This window comes from Enterococcus sp. DIV1089c (genome assembly GCF_050530965.1).
Classification (GTDB): Bacteria; Bacillota; Bacilli; order Lactobacillales; family Enterococcaceae; genus Enterococcus_B; species Enterococcus_B hirae.
This window is the reverse complement of the sequence record NZ_CP172888.1, coordinates 89317-105961: the sequence shown is the minus strand read 5'-3', so window position 1 is coordinate 105961 and position 16645 is coordinate 89317. Positions and strand designations below refer to the sequence as shown.

General features: G+C 38.7%; 13 protein-coding genes. 1 reads left to right on the top strand and 12 read right to left on the bottom strand.

Going from position 1 to position 16645, the window contains the following annotated elements:
* Window positions 1-6 precede the first annotated feature (6 nt).
* The 12 genes from smc to IGL30_RS00490 all read right to left on the bottom strand — a co-directional run bounded on the left by smc (window position 7) and on the right by IGL30_RS00490 (window position 16176).
* On the bottom strand, window positions 7-3585 hold the full coding sequence (gene smc, locus IGL30_RS00545; protein WP_088745067.1) for a chromosome segregation protein SMC: 3579 nt from the start codon (window positions 3583-3585) through the stop codon (window positions 7-9).
* A 21-nt stretch (window positions 3586-3606) separates the two neighbouring features.
* A complete protein-coding gene (gene rnc, locus IGL30_RS00540) occupies window positions 3607-4293 on the bottom strand; it encodes a ribonuclease III (RefSeq protein ID WP_010720414.1) in 687 nt (228 codons plus the stop codon).
* Between the two features lie 291 nt (window positions 4294-4584).
* Window positions 4585-6363, bottom strand: coding sequence for an oligopeptide ABC transporter substrate-binding protein (locus tag IGL30_RS00535; RefSeq protein WP_010720415.1), 1779 nt, complete (start codon window positions 6361-6363; stop codon window positions 4585-4587).
* Between the two features lie 27 nt (window positions 6364-6390).
* Window positions 6391-7305, bottom strand: a complete 915-nt coding sequence (locus tag IGL30_RS00530) for an ABC transporter permease (RefSeq protein ID WP_088745068.1) — start codon at window positions 7303-7305, stop codon at window positions 6391-6393.
* A 27-nt stretch (window positions 7306-7332) separates the two neighbouring features.
* Window positions 7333-8295 (bottom strand): oligopeptide ABC transporter permease, encoded by a 963-nt coding sequence (opp4B, locus tag IGL30_RS00525; RefSeq protein ID WP_010720417.1) that lies wholly within the window; start codon window positions 8293-8295, stop codon window positions 7333-7335.
* Window positions 8295-9239, bottom strand: coding sequence for an ABC transporter ATP-binding protein (locus IGL30_RS00520; RefSeq protein ID WP_010720418.1), 945 nt, complete (start codon window positions 9237-9239; stop codon window positions 8295-8297). The genes opp4B and IGL30_RS00520 overlap by 1 nt, the downstream gene beginning before the upstream one ends.
* Window positions 9240-10244, bottom strand: coding sequence for an ABC transporter ATP-binding protein (locus IGL30_RS00515; protein ID WP_010736807.1), 1005 nt, complete (start codon window positions 10242-10244; stop codon window positions 9240-9242).
* Window positions 10245-10514: 270 nt separating this feature from the next.
* Entirely contained in the window at window positions 10515-10757 is a 243-nt protein-coding gene (gene acpP, locus IGL30_RS00510; protein ID WP_010720420.1) for an acyl carrier protein, read from the bottom strand.
* Window positions 10758-10878: 121 nt separating this feature from the next.
* Window positions 10879-11880 carry a phosphate acyltransferase PlsX gene (plsX, locus tag IGL30_RS00505; RefSeq protein ID WP_010720421.1) on the bottom strand — a complete coding sequence of 334 codons (1002 nt, stop codon included), beginning with the start codon at window positions 11878-11880 and terminating at the stop codon, window positions 10879-10881.
* A gap of 47 nt (window positions 11881-11927) precedes the next feature.
* A complete protein-coding gene (gene recG, locus IGL30_RS00500; protein WP_088745069.1) occupies window positions 11928-13964 on the bottom strand; it encodes an ATP-dependent DNA helicase RecG in 2037 nt (678 codons plus the stop codon).
* A 123-nt stretch (window positions 13965-14087) separates the two neighbouring features.
* Window positions 14088-15761 carry a DAK2 domain-containing protein gene (locus IGL30_RS00495; protein ID WP_375371600.1) on the bottom strand — a complete coding sequence of 558 codons (1674 nt, stop codon included), beginning with the start codon at window positions 15759-15761 and terminating at the stop codon, window positions 14088-14090.
* Between the two features lie 52 nt (window positions 15762-15813).
* Window positions 15814-16176: an Asp23/Gls24 family envelope stress response protein gene (locus tag IGL30_RS00490; protein WP_010720424.1), complete on the bottom strand. Its 363-nt coding sequence runs from the start codon at window positions 16174-16176 to the stop codon at window positions 15814-15816.
* Between the two features lie 270 nt (window positions 16177-16446).
* On the opposite strand from IGL30_RS00490, the gene rpmB reads away from it, so the two are divergent.
* Complete coding sequence (gene rpmB / locus IGL30_RS00485) at window positions 16447-16635, top strand: 50S ribosomal protein L28 (protein WP_010720425.1); 189 nt, start codon at window positions 16447-16449, stop codon at window positions 16633-16635.
* Window positions 16636-16645 lie beyond the last annotated feature (10 nt).

Sequence of the window (16645 nt, the reverse complement as noted above, 5' to 3'; positions counted from 1 at the left end):
ATTTCCTTACACCTTCGTTTCCATTTTTCCTTCTTCATTGATATCTTCCATACGGACAGACACAATTTTTGAAACACCTGATTCTTGCATGGTTACTCCATATAAAACATCGGCAGCTACCATGGTACCTTTTCGGTGTGTGACCACGATGAATTGAGTGTCCTCTTGGAAATCACTTAAATAACGTCCGAATCTTTTCACATTTGCTTCATCTAACGCAGCTTCTACTTCGTCTAAAATACAAAATGGAACAGGACAAACTCGGATGATTGAAAACAGCAAGGCGATAGCAGTTAATGCTCTTTCCCCGCCAGAAAGCAAGCTCAGACTTTGTAATTTCTTGCCCGGTGGTTGCACTTCGATTTCGATCCCTGTTTTTAATAGATCCGATGGGTCAGTCAATACCAATTCTGCGCGACCGCCACCAAACATATTAGGAAAGACTACTTTAAACTCTTGCCTGATTGCTTCAAAGACTTCTTTAAAGCGAGCCCGTACTTCAGCATCCATTTCTTCCATTGTTTCAAACAATTGGTTCTTTGCAGATAACAAATCATCACGTTGTGTGGCTAAAAACGTATGTCGTTCATTCACTTGCTCAAATTGCTCAATCGAACGGATATTCACTGGTCCAAGGTCTGCGATCTGCTCTTTTAAGACTGCTACTTTCGTGCGACTACTTACAATATCGGAAGTTGGCTGGTAATCAGTGACAGCTTTTTCAAAGCTGATTTGGTATTCCGTTTGCAAATAGCTCAGCTGATGATCCAACAACATTTCTGCACGGTCTTTTTGCACTTCCAGTTTCGATTGTTCTGTTAGCTGTTGCTTTTGTTGTTGGTTTTTTTCAGCAAGTACTGTTTCAAGCTGATCGATTTCTTTTTGCGTACGTTCTCGTTGTTCCTTCACTGCCACTAGTTCTGCTTGCAGTTCTTCACGCTGTTGCGCAAGTTCCGTGATTTGGCTCGCTAAACTTTCTTCAGTGATTTCATGATCAGAAAAATCTGCAGTCAATGTTGCTAATTGTTGCTCTAAACTTGTCTGACGTTCAAGTGCTTCATTTTTTTGAACACGTGCTCCACGTAATTGGATCTGTAAATGATTGAATTGCTCTTTCAAGACAGCTAAATCTGCTTGTTCCTGTGCTTTTCGTGCTTGGACTTGTGATCGTTTTTCTTCCATTTGATCACTTTCTTGGTTCAGTGATTTGATCTCTTCATCGATTTGTTGTCGTTGTTGTTCGATTTCCTTTTGTCTTGCCGTTAACTCTGCTTGTTGTTTTTGATATGTTTCGATGAATTGTTGCAATTCTCTCGTTTCAAAGTTTGAGAGTTGCTTTTCTTTTTCAAAGCGTGCTAAGTCATTCGTGATATTTTGCAGTTGATTCGTTATTTCCTGCTCTTCAAACCGCAATTGTTCATTTTGCGTACGCAACTTTTCTTGTTTTTGGCTCAAGTCAGCGACTTTGGTTTGTAATTCTTGAACAATTTTTTCTTGATTTTGCAACTGCTGATCTGCTTGTTCATATTCTGCTGTCAGCTGTTTCAATTCTTGATTTTGAGAGAAGAGACTGCCTTGATTCCCCCGTTTATTTGCTCCACCCGTCATGGAACCACCAGCATTCATCACGTCTCCTTCCAGAGACACTACTCGGTATTGGTATCGTATGGTCTGAGCAATAGCATTGGCACTAGTTAGATCCTTCGCTAATAAGATCGTTCCCAATAAATTGTGGACCACGGTTTGAATTTCTGCAGGGAATGTCACCTGTTCACTTGCGATACCTAAAAACCCATCTACCGTTGCTGCTTGCGAAAGAACGTGCGCAGGTAACTGTCTAGGTTTAATCGTTGTTAACGGTAAAAAGGTCGCTCTACCCCCTCTTTGCTTTTTCAAATAAGTGATTGCTTGACGTGCATCGTGTTCGTTTTCAACAATGACGTGTTGCGCTGCTCCACCTAGAGCTGTTTCGATTGCAAGGGTAAAAGAGCTAGGTACATCAATCAACTCAGCGACTGCACCTACGATACCAGATAATTGTTGTTTATGTTGTAAAACTAACCGAACGCCCTGGTAAAAACCAAAATAGTTTTCTTGGATTTCTTGTAAACTTTTTTGGCGTGCCTTTAATTGTTGGACTTGGTTCATCAATTGGTACATTTTAGGTTGTTCATTGGTTAATTTAGTTTGTACTGTTTTCCCTTTTGTTTGAACTTCTTCCAACTCATGTTGGTTCTTAACTAAAGCTTGTTGAAGATTTGCTTGTTTTTCAGATAGTTCCTGTTTTTGAGAGGATAACGCCAAGACAGAGGCTTCTACTTCTGATTGCTTCGCTAATGTTTGTTTACTTTTGGACGTTTCTTGTAAATATTGACGTTCAAGATATTTCAATTCATTTCCGACATTCGCTTGTTCTTGCATCAAATCAACATATTGATCTCGTAATTCAGATAATAATTCCTTCGTTGATTTTTGATATTTTTCCAATTCTTGTTGTGTCTTCATCAACTGTTGTTGTGCTTCTTGGATTTCTGTTTCTTTTTCAGTTGTTTCTTTTGTCAATTTTTCCTGAAGTTCCTCAAAATGCGCTACTTTCTTTTGCGCCTCGGCCAAAGAAGCCTGATATTCTTGCGTACTCTTTTGTGTATGCTTTGTCCGCTCTATTAAAACATCTTTTTGCCCTTCTGCTTGTTTTAATCTTTCAGACAATGCCAACAGACTTTGTTGACCTTTTTCAATTTGACGGTCTTTTTTGGCGTTTTGCTTTCTTTTTTCTGATAGCATGGCTTCTTGCGATTGGATATGTGTCGCTAATTTTGTCAGTTCTTGATTGAATTGTGTCAGCTGAGTTTGTTTTTCTTCCCACTCTTTTTTCGCTACGTTGATCTCCGTAATCATCAACGCTATATCGGTTTGGGTTAATTCTTCTTTTAGCTGCAAAAATTTCTTAGCGATTTCACTTTGCTCAGCTAGAGGTGTTAATTGCTCTTGCAACTCGTAAATAATGTCTTGCACTCGACTAAGATTATCTTCTGTTTCAAATAACTTTTGTTCCGCTTTTTTCTTGCGTTGTTTATATTTTAATACACCTGCTGCTTCTTCAAATATTCCCCGACGGTCTTCTGGCTTACTACTAAAAATTGCTTCTACTTTCCCTTGTGAAATGATCGAAAACGATTCTTTTCCTAAACCTGAATCTAAGAACAGTTCTTGGATGTCTTTCAATCGACAAGGTTGTTTATTGATAAAAAAATCACTTTCGCCTGTTCGTCGATAGCGACGAGTCACGCTGATTTCTTGATAATCCAATGGTAAATAATGATCGGTATTATCCAAAAGTACTGTAACTTCTGCCACATTCAAAGGCTTACGAGAGTCTGAACCAGCGAAAATAATATCGGGCATTTTCCCACCTCGAAGGCTCTTAGCAGATTGCTCGCCTAAAACCCAGCGGATTGCTTCAGTGATATTACTTTTGCCACTTCCATTTGGTCCAACGACGGCTGTCACACTATTTTCAAAATCAATCACTGTTTTATCTGCAAAGGATTTAAATCCAGCTATTTCAATTCGTTTTAAATACACGAAGCGTTCCCTCACTTACTTTTACAGTGCTGCCAGTGCATTTTCTGCAGCAGCTTGTTCTGCTAGTTTTTTCGATTTTCCTTGCCCAGTCCCAATCAACTTGTCATCTACATAGACTTCGATCCAAAAAATCCGTTCATGTGCCGGACCTTCCTCTTTTATTAATCGGTATTCAATAAATACATCACCTGATTTTTGCAACACTTCTTGCAACTTCGTTTTATGATCCATCTCATGTGAAAAAGCACCTGCTTTGACTTTTGGAAAGACAACTGTTTGAAGAAAGGCATGGGCTGCTTCAAACCCTTGATCAAGGTACAAAGCACCTAGAAAGGCTTCAAATAAGTCACAAAGAAGAGCTGGTCTGGTTCTTCCCCCAGAATTTTCTTCTCCTTTACCTAACATGATATATTTATCAAATCCACATTCTTTGGCAAACTTGGATAAACTATCTTCACGAACGATCGCCGCACGTGTCTTTGTTAGTTTCCCTTCTGGGATATCTGGATATAAACGATATAAATATTCTGAAACCATTAATTCTAATACGGCATCTCCTAAAAATTCTAATCGTTCGTTATCTGATAGTTGAAGGTTGCGATGCTCATTCACATAGGATGAATGGGTAAAAGCTTGTTCAAGTAGATTGAGATCGTGAAAAACGATAGTATACTTTTCTTTTAATTCATTTGTCAGCTGATTGTCCATTTTTCACATTCCTTTATGGATATTTTTTCAATACTTCCTTATTATACTGGTTTTTGTCTAAATTTGAAATGGTTCCGACAAAAGGTAAGTAAAGGTTTAATAAACCTCAAGGATCCAATGATTTTTTCGATTAAAGAATTTATTAGCTGATCATTTGATTGATTTGATAAATAGTATTCAAAAGTTGCCAGCTATACGAAAAGACCTCCCAAACCGTTTCCGTGTTTGGGAGGTCTTTCTCATTGCCAGATTCATTCATTACTTTCGCTAAACGGCATGTATGTCCTTATTTTAAGAACGTGATTCTGCTGTTACCGTTACTTTCGCCCATGGATTTGGTGCATCATATGACCAATCCCAATCTTTAGTACGATCGCTCACTGGTAGTACTTCATTACGGAACAATGTTGGAATTGCGAAAGCTTCTTCAAATGCATATGCTTGCCATTTTTTATATGCTTCTTTTTGGTAATCTGCATCAAATGCTTCACTTGAATTGATATCATTGATCAATTTCGTATTTTCTTCTGATTCAAAACGAGTGTAGTTGAATGCTGCATTTGGTCCCCATAGTCCGTTTGGATTTGGATCAGTTCCTGTACTCCAAGCTGCTTGATATACATCAATTTCAGGATCGTCATTTTCTAATTTATCGTAGAATGAGTTAAATTCGATTAAACGTCCAGTCGTGTATTTCACATCTAAGCCGATTTTTTTCCATTGTTGCACATAGTAATCAGATAATGGTTGCGCTGTTTCGCCACCTGACATTGAAGCAAAGTTGATCGTTAATTTATTTCCGTCTTTATCTTCACGTAACCCATCACCATCTACATCTTTATAGCCAGCATCATCCAATAATTTGTTTGCTTTATCGATATCTTGCGTAAATCCTTTTAGATCGTCATCGTGGAATGATTCAAATACAGGAGGAATCAATGAAGTAGCATTGCTTCTTAACCCTGCATAGAAACGTTCCCCTACTGCATCGTTATCTAATGCATAACCCATTGCTTGTCGCAATGATTTATCTGCCATTTTAGAATTTGGATCGTATTCAACACTGCTCTTTTCAGCATTCCATTTACCTAATTTGAAGCCTAAGTAAGTGTATGATGTTTGTTCACGTCCTAAGTTTGTGTAACCTGAGACATCTTTATATGTGTCATACGTATCTGTAGGCATTTGGAAAATCATGTCATAAAGTTTTGAGTTCAAAGCTTCTGTTGCACTAGCAATCGGCAATGATTTCATCGTGATTTTTTTCAATTGTGGTTTGCCATTCCAGTAATATTCATTTGGTAGATACTCTACTGATTCTCCTGCAACGATATTACTCATGTAATATGGACCAAAAGTCACTGGATTTTTACGTACTTGATCACTTGATTCCATGTCTTTGATTGCTACACCTTCAAGTGTGTGTTTTGGAGCTGCATATGCCCAAATCCCACCACCTGATTGAAGCATACTTGGTTCCACTTTTTTATATTCGATTTCAACTGTCTTATTGTCCACTTTTTTGATACCTGAGATTGTCGGAGCGCTACCGCTATGGTATTCTTCCATCCCAACGATGTTTCGGAAGTTATCATCATAACGGATACCTGTATAATCCTTGTTACCGATAATTTCATAAGGGAAAATCACGTCATCTGCGGTTACATCTTTACCATCTGACCATTTTACATTGTCTTTTACTTTGATCGTTGCTTTTTTCGTCTCTTGGTCTAAATCTAAACTCGCTGCACCATCATTTGTGATCTTGAAGTCCGCATCATTTGTAAATAGTGCTTCATGAGAAGGTGCCATAAATGCTGCATCGTAAGAATCTTGATAAAATTCCCATTGGAACAATCCTTTGAATTGACTATCGGTTGCTACTGCAGCCTCCAATTCGCCATCTTTTATTGCATCTTTATCATTTTTCGTTGAGATTGGAAATGTTAATTCCTTCTTCTCACCGTTATTTGCTGAACTCCCAGAAGAGTTAGAACCTCCGCCGCTTCCACAAGCAGCTAATGCCATTACTGAAAAAAGTGTAACAACGCCTAAAATTGATTTCTTCATTCCTTATTTCCCCCTTTGCTTTCTTCTTTATCCTAATCGTTGGCGTGCATCGGCAGAACGCTTAAACGCTTGTCCAACATAGTTTATACTCAACATCAATACTAAAATTAGAATTGACGCAGGTAACCAGATCCATTGTCGATTCACTAAAACCTCACCGTTGCTGGCATAACCGATTAGTGTTCCTAAACTAGGAACATTTGCTGGTAAGCCAAACCCTAAGAAAGTCAAAGTGGTCTCGATCCCAATATTTGCTGCAAAGTTCATCGTTAAGTTGGTAATGATCAATGAACTTAAGTTAGGCATGATTTCACGGAACATGATTTTAAAATCACTTGTTCCCATTGTTTTTGAAGCACTCACATAATCACGCCTTGCTTCTGATAAAGTTTTACTTCTGAATAATCGAGCTTTAGCAACCCAATAAAATGCACTCATAATGAAGATGAACGACCAAACATTATATCTAGAGATAATCGATACAAATACGATAATAATCAACATAATCGGTAAAATCATAATGAAGTCAACGATACGCATCAAAATGTTATCGATGATCCCCCCATAAAACCCAGAAATGATCCCTAGTCCAACCCCGATAATCGAAGTGATGACTGTGATTGCAAAACCAATGGTGACGGAGTTTCTTGCACCGATAATCAGTTGTCCTAAAACATCCCGACCACCTTCATCTGCTCCTAAAATAAATTTTGTCCCCTCGGTAGAGATAGCACCTGGAGCTGCATATTTATCAAAGATGCTGACATACATTACTTTATCTTGGTCTGTAAATAACGCACCGATAAAGATAACTAACAATAAAATAACTAGTAAGCCTAATGAAAAAATGGCGATTTTATCTTTTCTAAATTCACGAGCAATCATTCGTAATCCCATTGGTGGGATACTTTCTTGCACAACGTCTTTCTTTTTATCACTCATTTGTCTTTTCTCCTTTCTGATTGAATTTTATTGGATACGGATACGTGGATCAACAATGCTCATGATGATATCTGAAAGCAAGGTTCCGATCAACGTCGCAATTCCTAAAATCAATACTAAGGAGGTAATAACTGTATAGTCACGTTGTCCGATCGAATCAATAAACAATTTACCGACTCCTGGATAGCCAAAAATCTTTTCAATAACTACTGAACCAGCAATCAAGGAAGTAATTTCATAACCCATTTGTGAAGCCATCGGCAATGCCGCGTTTCGGAAAATATGACGACTAAATACTTTATTGGTTGGTACCCCTTTTGAACGGGCAGTTCGCACAAAGTCTAAAGATTTTGAATCAATGACTTCGCTACGTAAATACTGGATCGTTACAGCTGTAGCTAAAAAGGCTTGAGTGATCGATGGTAAAATGATGTATTTCATGCGATCAATCAACTGGGTGAAAAAGCCCCCTTGGATTCCTAACGTCTGGGAGCCGCTGGTTGGGAACCAGCCTAGACGATAACCAAATACAAATAACATAATCAAACCAAAGATAAATAACGGAACAGCAAAACTAAAGAAATTGTAGATTACAACAGCTTTATCCAAAAATGAGTTTTGGTATCTGCCCGCCAACATACCTAGTGGTACAGCAATCAAATAAGTAATGATAACTGTTAAGATCGACAAGTAAAGAGTATTGACGATACGCTCACCAATCAAATCAGAAACTGAACGTTTGTATAAGAAACTTTGACCGAAGTCTCCTTGTAACGCATTCCCGATCCATCGGAAATACTGGACATACCAAGGATCATTCAAACCAGCTGCCTGTCTCATTTGCTCGATGACTGCTGGATCTTGGTTGGGGTTGATCAACCCGGTAAAAGGATCTCCAGGCATCGCTTTTGCCAACATAAAGATCAAAATACTAAGAATAATAACTTGTGGGATCATTAATAATACACGTCGTAATATCGTTTTCCACATTAGCTGGCACCTCCATCTTTCAACGCTACTTTATGCGTCGGTGTGATCGTACGGAGATCGTACACTCGACCAGTTGCATCGTAGTACTCCTTTTGATTTTGGATGTACTCACGTTCCACTCTTCGTCGATTCTCTTTGTGTAACTCCCGATTTTCGACATCAATCCGAGGGATAGCAGACAGTAAACGTTTCGTATAGATATGACGTGGATCATTATAAATATCTTCTCGTGTACCAATTTCAACGAATCGACCTTTATACATAATTGCGATATTATCACACATATGTTTCACGACTCCCAAGTCATGAGAAATAAATAAATAACTTAAACCAAATTCTTGTTGGATTCGTTTCATGAAATTTAATACTTGCGCCTGAACGGATAAATCCAATGCAGAAACTGGTTCATCTGCTACGATGAGTTTTGGGTTTGTCGCAACTGCACGTGCAACCCCTAAACGTTGACGCTGTCCACCTGAAAACTCATGTGGATATTTATACAGCGCATCTTCCGGCATCCCTACGATATCCAGTAGATTTTTCACTTTTTTCTTTTCCTCTTGATCACTCAAACGTTCAAAGTTACGGATCGGTTCTGCAATAATATCCAATACTCGCTTTTTAGGATTCAAGCTGGACATTGAGTCTTGGAAGATCATTTGAACATCTTTGTTATAGCCAATTTTTTGTCGGTTACTTTTTTTAGTGACATCTTTACCTTCATAAATGATTTGTCCTGAAGTCACTTTTTCTAATCCAACGACTGCTTTCCCTGTCGTTGATTTACCAGAACCAGATTCTCCGACTAAGCCATACGTTTTTCCTTTTTCAATAATGAAGTCGACACCATCTACTGCATATACATGATCCGTTACTCGATTAAAGAATCCACTACGAATAGGATAGTGTACTTTCAAATCGCTGATTGTAATTAATTCTGTCATCTACACCTCTCCTTTTTCGTCTCTAAAGTGGAAATGTTTGTAGCAAGAGCAACGAACCAAATGATTCGGAGCAATTTCATGAAGGACAGGGTTTTCTTCGTGATCACTGGCTGGAATCCAAGGAATCCGAGGAGCAAAACGACAACCAGTTCGTGGCATATTTTTCAAAGAAGGAACAACGCCTTCAATCACATGGAGCTCAGCTTCATGGTTCCCCTCTTGAGGAATAGAGTTCAACAATGAACGGGTATAAGGGTGTTTAGGATTTTCAAAAAGTTCTTTGACCCCAGCTACTTCAACAAATTGACCGCCATACATTACCGCTACCCGATCAGCCATTTCTGCCACAACACCTAAGTCATGCGTGATCAGAATGATTCCTGTTTTGGTTTCTTCTTGTAAGTCTTTTAATAAATCAAGGATTTGCGCTTGAATCGTTACATCTAGCGCTGTCGTTGGCTCATCCGCAATAACAATCGGTGGCTTACACGCAATCGCAATGGCGATGATTACCCGCTGTCTCATCCCCCCAGATAATTCATGGGGATATTGTCGTCCGACTCTGGCAGGATTAGGAATCCCAACTTGCTCCAACAATTCCAAGGCACGAGCTTGCCGTTGTTCAGCGTTCATTTTGGTATGATAAGATAACCCTTCCTTAATTTGATCTTCAATACGCATCAAAGGGTTTAACGCAGATAACGGATCTTGGAAAATCATCCCAATATCATTCCCGCGGATTTTGTTATACAAAGTTTCATTCAATTCAATCAAGTTTAAATCATTATATAAAATTTCGCCTGTGATCTTTGTGTTGTTTGGATCAAGTAACCCCATAATAGTAGTCGCTAATGTACTTTTCCCGCAACCAGATTCTCCAACGATTGCTAAGATCTCGTTTTTATCTAATGTAAAAGAAACGTCATCTACTGCATCGTAATACTCATCTTTAAGACGGAAGCCTGTATGTAGGTTCTGAACATCTAATAGTTGATTATCTGACAATCGAATACCCCTCTCTGCTCCCTGGTTGGAAGTTTTCTTAATAAAAAATGATATCCCACAGAATAAAACGTTTTATAATAAGCGTTATTCTAAGGATAGTACAATATATTATTAATAATTATATATAAAACCCCTCTACAATGCAAGAAAATTTCAGTCAGTTGCCAGAATTGTCAGAAAAATCTATTTAAAATAAAGATAAATCACTTGAAAAATTAAAAAAAAGTGAGTAAAGATCCGATTGATCTTTACTCACTTTCATGCTGATGATTAGTTAAGATGATTGCTGATGTAGTCAACTGCCCCACCAACTGTTTCAATTTGTTCTGCATCTTCGTCAGAAATTTCTGTTCCAAACTCATCTTCAAGTTCCAAAACAAATTCCATGATGCTGATTGAGTCAGCTTTTAGGTCATCTTTGATATTTAATTCATCAGTCACTTTATCTGTATCAATTTCAAAATGATTTGAAATAATTTTCGCTACTTTATTAAATACTTCTTCACGTGACAATGTTTTCACCTCCAACAATTATCAAAATCGCCGATTTCCTTCACCAAGGCTAATTTTACTGACATTTTCTAAGATTGTCCACCTTTTTTTCTATAGGGTCGTCGACGAGCAACCAGAAACATTATTCTGCAGGTTTTTCGAATTGTTCAACTAACTGCCCTACCACATTGGTTTCCAACATAGTGTGGATTTGTCTGATGGTATGTCTCACTGCATCTGGTCCAGTCGCACCGTGAGTTTTGATGACTGGTGCCTTTAATCCAAAAAGAACTGCTCCGCCATGTTTTGAATAATCCATTTCTGATTTTAATGAACGTAACCCATCTTTCAACAATAGTGCGCCCATTTTTCCTTTAAATCCTTCATTTAAAATGGCAGCTTTCAAAAGGTCCATCAGATTCATTGCTGTTCCCTCAATGGATTTCAATACTGCATTGCCTGTAAATCCATCGGTTACAACAACATCTGCTACCCCGTTCAATAGTTCCCTCGCTTCAACGTTTCCAATAAAATTCAAACTGGTTTCATTTTGAAGTAATTCGAAAGCTTTTTTAGTTAATTCGCTTCCTTTTGTTGCTTCCGTCCCATTATTCAATAAAGCAACTCGAGGTCTACCGATTCCTCGGACTTTTCTTGCATAAAATGAGCCTAAGATTCCATATTGTAATAAATGTTCCGGTTTATTTTCAGCATTTGCACCTAGATCAAGCATATCAAACCCTGCATTGGGTTGACCGACTACCGGTAAAGTAGACATCAGACCAGGGCGTTCGATGTTTTTGATACGACCAACAATAAAGAGTCCAGCTGCTAATAATGCGCCAGTGTTCCCCGCTGAAAAAATCGCGTCTGCTTCACCATTTTTGACAGCTTGTGCTGCCAAAACCATCGAAGCATTCTTCTTACGGCGAATGGCTTTAACTGGTTCATCATCACTATCGATTTTTTCATCTGTATGAATGATCGTCACATTGTGTTCTGTTGTTAGATATTTTCTTATTTCATTTTCCTTACCATAAAGGATAAATTCCACATCTGGGAAATCTTTTTGAGCTAAAGCCACACCTTCCACAATGGCTTGTGGTGCGTGATCTCCACCCATTGCATCTACGGCAATTTTCATTATTTCCACTCCTTTTTTATCATCACTATAAAGTATAGCACAGTCTATTAATCAAAATAACGATTATCTTGATTTTCCAAGTCTAAACTGCGGACCAAATGTTGGTATTCTGGCAATAGTTGCCAATCCTTTAACTGCCATAGCTTTTGTGCCTCATCACGAGCTACCTCTAATATATTACTATCTGTTACAAGATCAGCAATTGCAAATTGCGGTAAGCCTGATTGGCGAAAACCAAATACTTCTCCTGGTCCACGCAACTCTAAATCTTTCTCACTTAGAACAAAGCCATTGTTCGTTTCTGTCATTATTTTCATTCGCTCAATCCCTAATTCATTTTTAGGATTAGCTACCAATACACAATAAGAAGCATCACTACCACGTCCAACACGTCCACGTAATTGATGTAACTGTGCTAATCCAAAACGATCAGCATCCATGATCAACATGACTGTAGCATTCGGAACATTTACACCCACTTCGATGACCGTCGTTGAAACCAAGATTTGCATCTTGTTTTCTTTAAATGTTTCCATAATTGCTTCTTTTTCCTGGTTCTTCATTTTACCATGTAACAATCCGACTTCATACTGAGGCGCAAAAAGCGCACTTAATTTTTCATAAATTTCAACAGCGTTTTTAACGTCTAATGCTTCTGACTCTTCAATCAACGGGCAAATGACATACATTTGATGTCCTTTCGCCAGCTCCTTCCATGTCCAATCTAACACACTATTTAATTGTGGCGTACGAACCCATCTCGTCTCTATTGGAATCCGGCCAGCTGGAAGTTCGTCAATTACCGAAACATCCATTTCTCCGTATGCAGTAATCGCTAAAGTCCGAGGAATTGGTGTGGCTGTCATAAATAAAACATCTGGACGCCAGCCTTTTTCACGGAGTACTTTTCGCTGATTCACACCAAAACGATGTTGTTCATCCGTAATAACTAAACCTAAGTGTTGAAATTCGACTCCTTCTTGAATCAACGCATGGGTACCGACAACGATATCGATTTCTCCTTGTTCCAGCAATTCGAGTAGTTCTTTTCGTTCTTTGGCTTTCGTCGAACCCGTTAACAGAGCAAGTTTAACTTCTTGCGCATCAAATAATTGAAGAAGGCTTTCCATGTGTTGTTGTGCCAAAATTTCAGTTGGTACCATCAATGCGCCTTGAAACCCTGCAGTGACCGCCGCATATAAGGCAATTGCTGCAACAATCGTCTTTCCGCTACCTACATCACCTTGCAATAGGCGTTGCATATGTTGCGGACTTCTTAAGTCACGACAAATTTCATTCGTGACTTTTTTTTGGGCATCCGTCAATTCAAAAGGTAGTTTTTGAATAAATTGTTTCAAGCGCTGGATGTCATATAAAATTTCAATGCCATTTGTTTCTGCTTTTTCCGATTTTTTAAGCCCTTGAAGTCGCATTTGAAATAAAAAGAATTCTTCAAAGACAATTCTTCGTTTTGCTTGATGGTTTTCTTCATGATTTTTCGGAAAATGCATGCTCTTAACAGCTGTTGGCCGATCCAACAGTCGATATTTCTCAACTAATCCATTGGGAAGATTCTCTTCGATCAAATCACCATACTCTTCGAACCCTCTTCGAATCAAATCGACTAAAGTTGTTTGACGGATTGATTTATTGACATGATAGATTGGAGAAAAATCATCCACCGCTTGAGAACCCAAAATTTTCATACCATTTAATGACTTCCGTTTCGCATCCCATTTTCCATAGACAGCAATTTCTTCGGATAAGATCACTTTATCTTTCAAATATGGTTGATTGAAAAAAGAAACATTGAAAACAGCATGATCCTGCATCATACGAAATTGGAGTCGATTCTTTTTGTATCCAAAGCGACTCATTACTGGTGGTGAAACAACCAGGCCTTTTAAAGTCACTTTTTCTTGATCAAGTATTTCATTTAAATTTCTTTCTTGAATGTCTTCATAGCGAAAAGGATAATAGGTCAATAGGTCTTCGATGGTTTGGATTCCCAGACTAGCAAGACTATCCGCCCTTTTTGCTCCCACACCGGCTAACATCGTCACTGGATCATTTAAAGACCTCATATTTCACCCTCCTTTACCGTATGTTTCACTATCAATCCATTCCTTAGAAATAGGGCTGCACCAACAACCTGGTACAGCCCCCGTTCTTTTACCGTTCGTTCAGGCGAAAAGGATTGTCCTTTTCTATTCTGCAGAGAATAAATACGGATAAACCGGTTGATCGCCTTGATGAATTTCAATTTCTAAATCTGGATATTGTTCAACTAATTTAGCTGATAATTCTTCTGCTTGATGAACCGAACCACCTTCACCTGCTAAAATCGTCACAATTTCTGTTTCTTCAGTGATCATTTTTTCTAAGGTAGCGAATGAAGTTGCCATCATGTCAGAATCTGAGATAACGATTTTCCCATCAATCATCCCTAAGAAATCACCCTCAGTAATTTTCACACCATCAATGGTTGTGTCACGAATCGCATGAGTAATCTGCCCACTAACGACACTTGCAAGCATTTCTGTCATAGTCGCTTTGTTTTCTTCCAACGATACTTGATCATTAAATGAAAGCATCGCAGTTAGTCCTTGAGAGATCGTTTTTGATGGTACGACCGCTACTGGGATATCTGCTACTTCAGCCGCTTGATCCGCAGCCATGAAGATATTTTTATTGTTTGGTAATACGATGACTTTATCCGCATTGACTTCCTGGATCGCTTTAACGATATCTTCCGTACTTGGGTTCATCGTTTGTCCACCACTAATGACGTAGTTTGCTCCTAAACTTTCAAATAACTCTTGCACTCCTTTACCGGCTGCAATCGCTACGATCCCATAAGGTGTACGAGCTGCTTTTTGTGGCTTCGCTTGCTCATCGTGTTCTAAAATCGTTTCATGCTGTAAACGCATGTTGTCGACTTTGATTTTTACTAATGAACCAAATTTTTGTCCATAATTTAATACTTCACCTGGATTTTCGGTATGCACGTGGACCTTAATGATCTCATCATCATTAACAACCAATAATGAATCACCGATTCCATCTAAGTAATTACGAAATTCTTCATAGTCAAATTGGCTATCGACGGTTGGCCCTTCACCGATTTTTACCATGATTTCTGTACAGTAACCATAATGGATATCTTCTGTTGCTAATTGACCTTGGACACTGCGATGATGCTCAGCATTGACCATTTCATCCATTTCAGCTGGTGATGGTTCATAGACTTCTGTCATTTTGAACTCACCATTCAAGGCACTTAAGAAGCCTTCATATACAAATAGCAAACCTTGACCGCCACTATCGACGACACCGACTTCTTTTAACACTGGTAACAAATCAGGTGTTTTCGCTAAGGCACGTTTCCCACCTTTTACCACAGCCGTCATCACTTCAACAACGTCGTCACTTGTTTTAGCTTTCTTTTCTCCAGCTTTTGCAGCTTCACGGGCTACTGTCAAAATGGTTCCTTCAACAGGCTTCATGACTGCTTTATAAGCTGTCTCAACGCCATGCGTAAAAGCCGCAGCTAAATCTGCAGCGTTTAACACTGTCACATCAGGTATTTGCTTTGAAAAGCCTCGGAATAATTGAGACAAAATAACTCCTGAATTTCCTCTGGCTCCCATTAGTAGGCCTTTTGATAACATTGCTGCTAACTCGCCTACTTTTTCAGAAGTAGAATCAGCAACTGCTTTAGCTCCACTTGTCATAGATAAATTCATATTGGTACCTGTATCTCCATCAGGAACTGGGAATACATTTAACGAATTGACATATTCTGCATTTACTTGCAGACGATTCGCGCCCGCCTGAACCATTTCCTGGAATTGGCTTGCACTGATTTCTGTTACACTCACCTAGATAATCCTCCTTCAGATCGACTGCTGAATCATTCAGCAAGCCTTCTGCCTAGTCTGGCAGTACACGAACACCTTGGACGAAAACATTAACAGAATTGGCTGTTACACCTAGTAATGTCTCCAAGTTGTATTTTACTTTTTCTTGGACATTGCGAGAAACTTCTGAAATTTTTGTACCATAACTAATGATCGTATAAACATCTACTGCGATACCATTAGCTTCTTGGCGAACAACTACTCCTCGAGAATAATTTTCTTTTCGTAGAATTTCAGTAATATTATCTTTTATTTGGTTCTTGCTGGCCATTCCTACAACACCGAACACATCTGTTGCGGCGCCACCAACAACTGTTGCAATCACATCATTGGTAATTTCAATGGTTCCAGCTGACGTTTGAATTTTTACAGCCATGAATGAGCCTCCTTAACGGGCAAAATACTCCCATTTTTCTTCTATCATATTTTATCATAGCGTCACCCGAAATAAAAGGCAGTTACCCTAAAGTACTCAAAAACCGCTGAAAATTTTAAAATTAGTCCTGTATAATTTACAATTATTCCCATGGATTGTCAATTCTTGCTATGAAAAGACACTTGCATATTACCCCTTCATATGATATGTTATTCTGGTATGAGCTGAATTATTCTATCGCTCCAAATCGAGGTAAAGGGGGAAAATTACATGGCAAAAGTTTGTTACTTTACTGGTCGCAAGACAAAAAGTGGAAACAATCGTTCTCATGCGATGAACTCAACAAAACGTACTGTTAAACCTAACTTACAAAAAGTTCGCGTTATGATCGACGGAAAACCTAAAAAAGTTTGGGTGTCAACTCGTGCTTTGAAGTCAGGAAAAGTTGCACGCGTTTAATTGAATGAAG

Coding starts and splice junctions, on each gene's coding strand:
- rnc (WP_010720414.1), bottom strand. CDS start 4,293: ATGGACAATCAGCTGACAAATGAATTAAAAGAAAAGTATACTATCGTT.
- IGL30_RS00535 (WP_010720415.1), bottom strand. CDS start 6,363: ATGAAGAAATCAATTTTAGGCGTTGTTACACTTTTTTCAGTAATGGCA.
- IGL30_RS00530 (WP_088745068.1), bottom strand. CDS start 7,305: ATGAGTGATAAAAAGAAAGACGTTGTGCAAGAAAGTATCCCACCAATG.
- opp4B (WP_010720417.1), bottom strand. CDS start 8,295: ATGTGGAAAACGATATTACGACGTGTATTATTAATGATCCCACAAGTT.
- IGL30_RS00520 (WP_010720418.1), bottom strand. CDS start 9,239: ATGACAGAATTAATTACAATCAGCGATTTGAAAGTACACTATCCTATT.
- plsX (WP_010720421.1), bottom strand. CDS start 11,880: ATGAAAATTGCCGTAGATGCAATGGGTGGAGATCACGCACCACAAGCC.
- recG (WP_088745069.1), bottom strand. CDS start 13,964: ATGAGGTCTTTAAATGATCCAGTGACGATGTTAGCCGGTGTGGGAGCA.
- IGL30_RS00490 (WP_010720424.1), bottom strand. CDS start 16,176: ATGGCTGTAAAAATTCAAACGTCAGCTGGAACCATTGAAATTACCAAT.
- rpmB (WP_010720425.1), top strand. CDS start 16,447: ATGGCAAAAGTTTGTTACTTTACTGGTCGCAAGACAAAAAGTGGAAAC.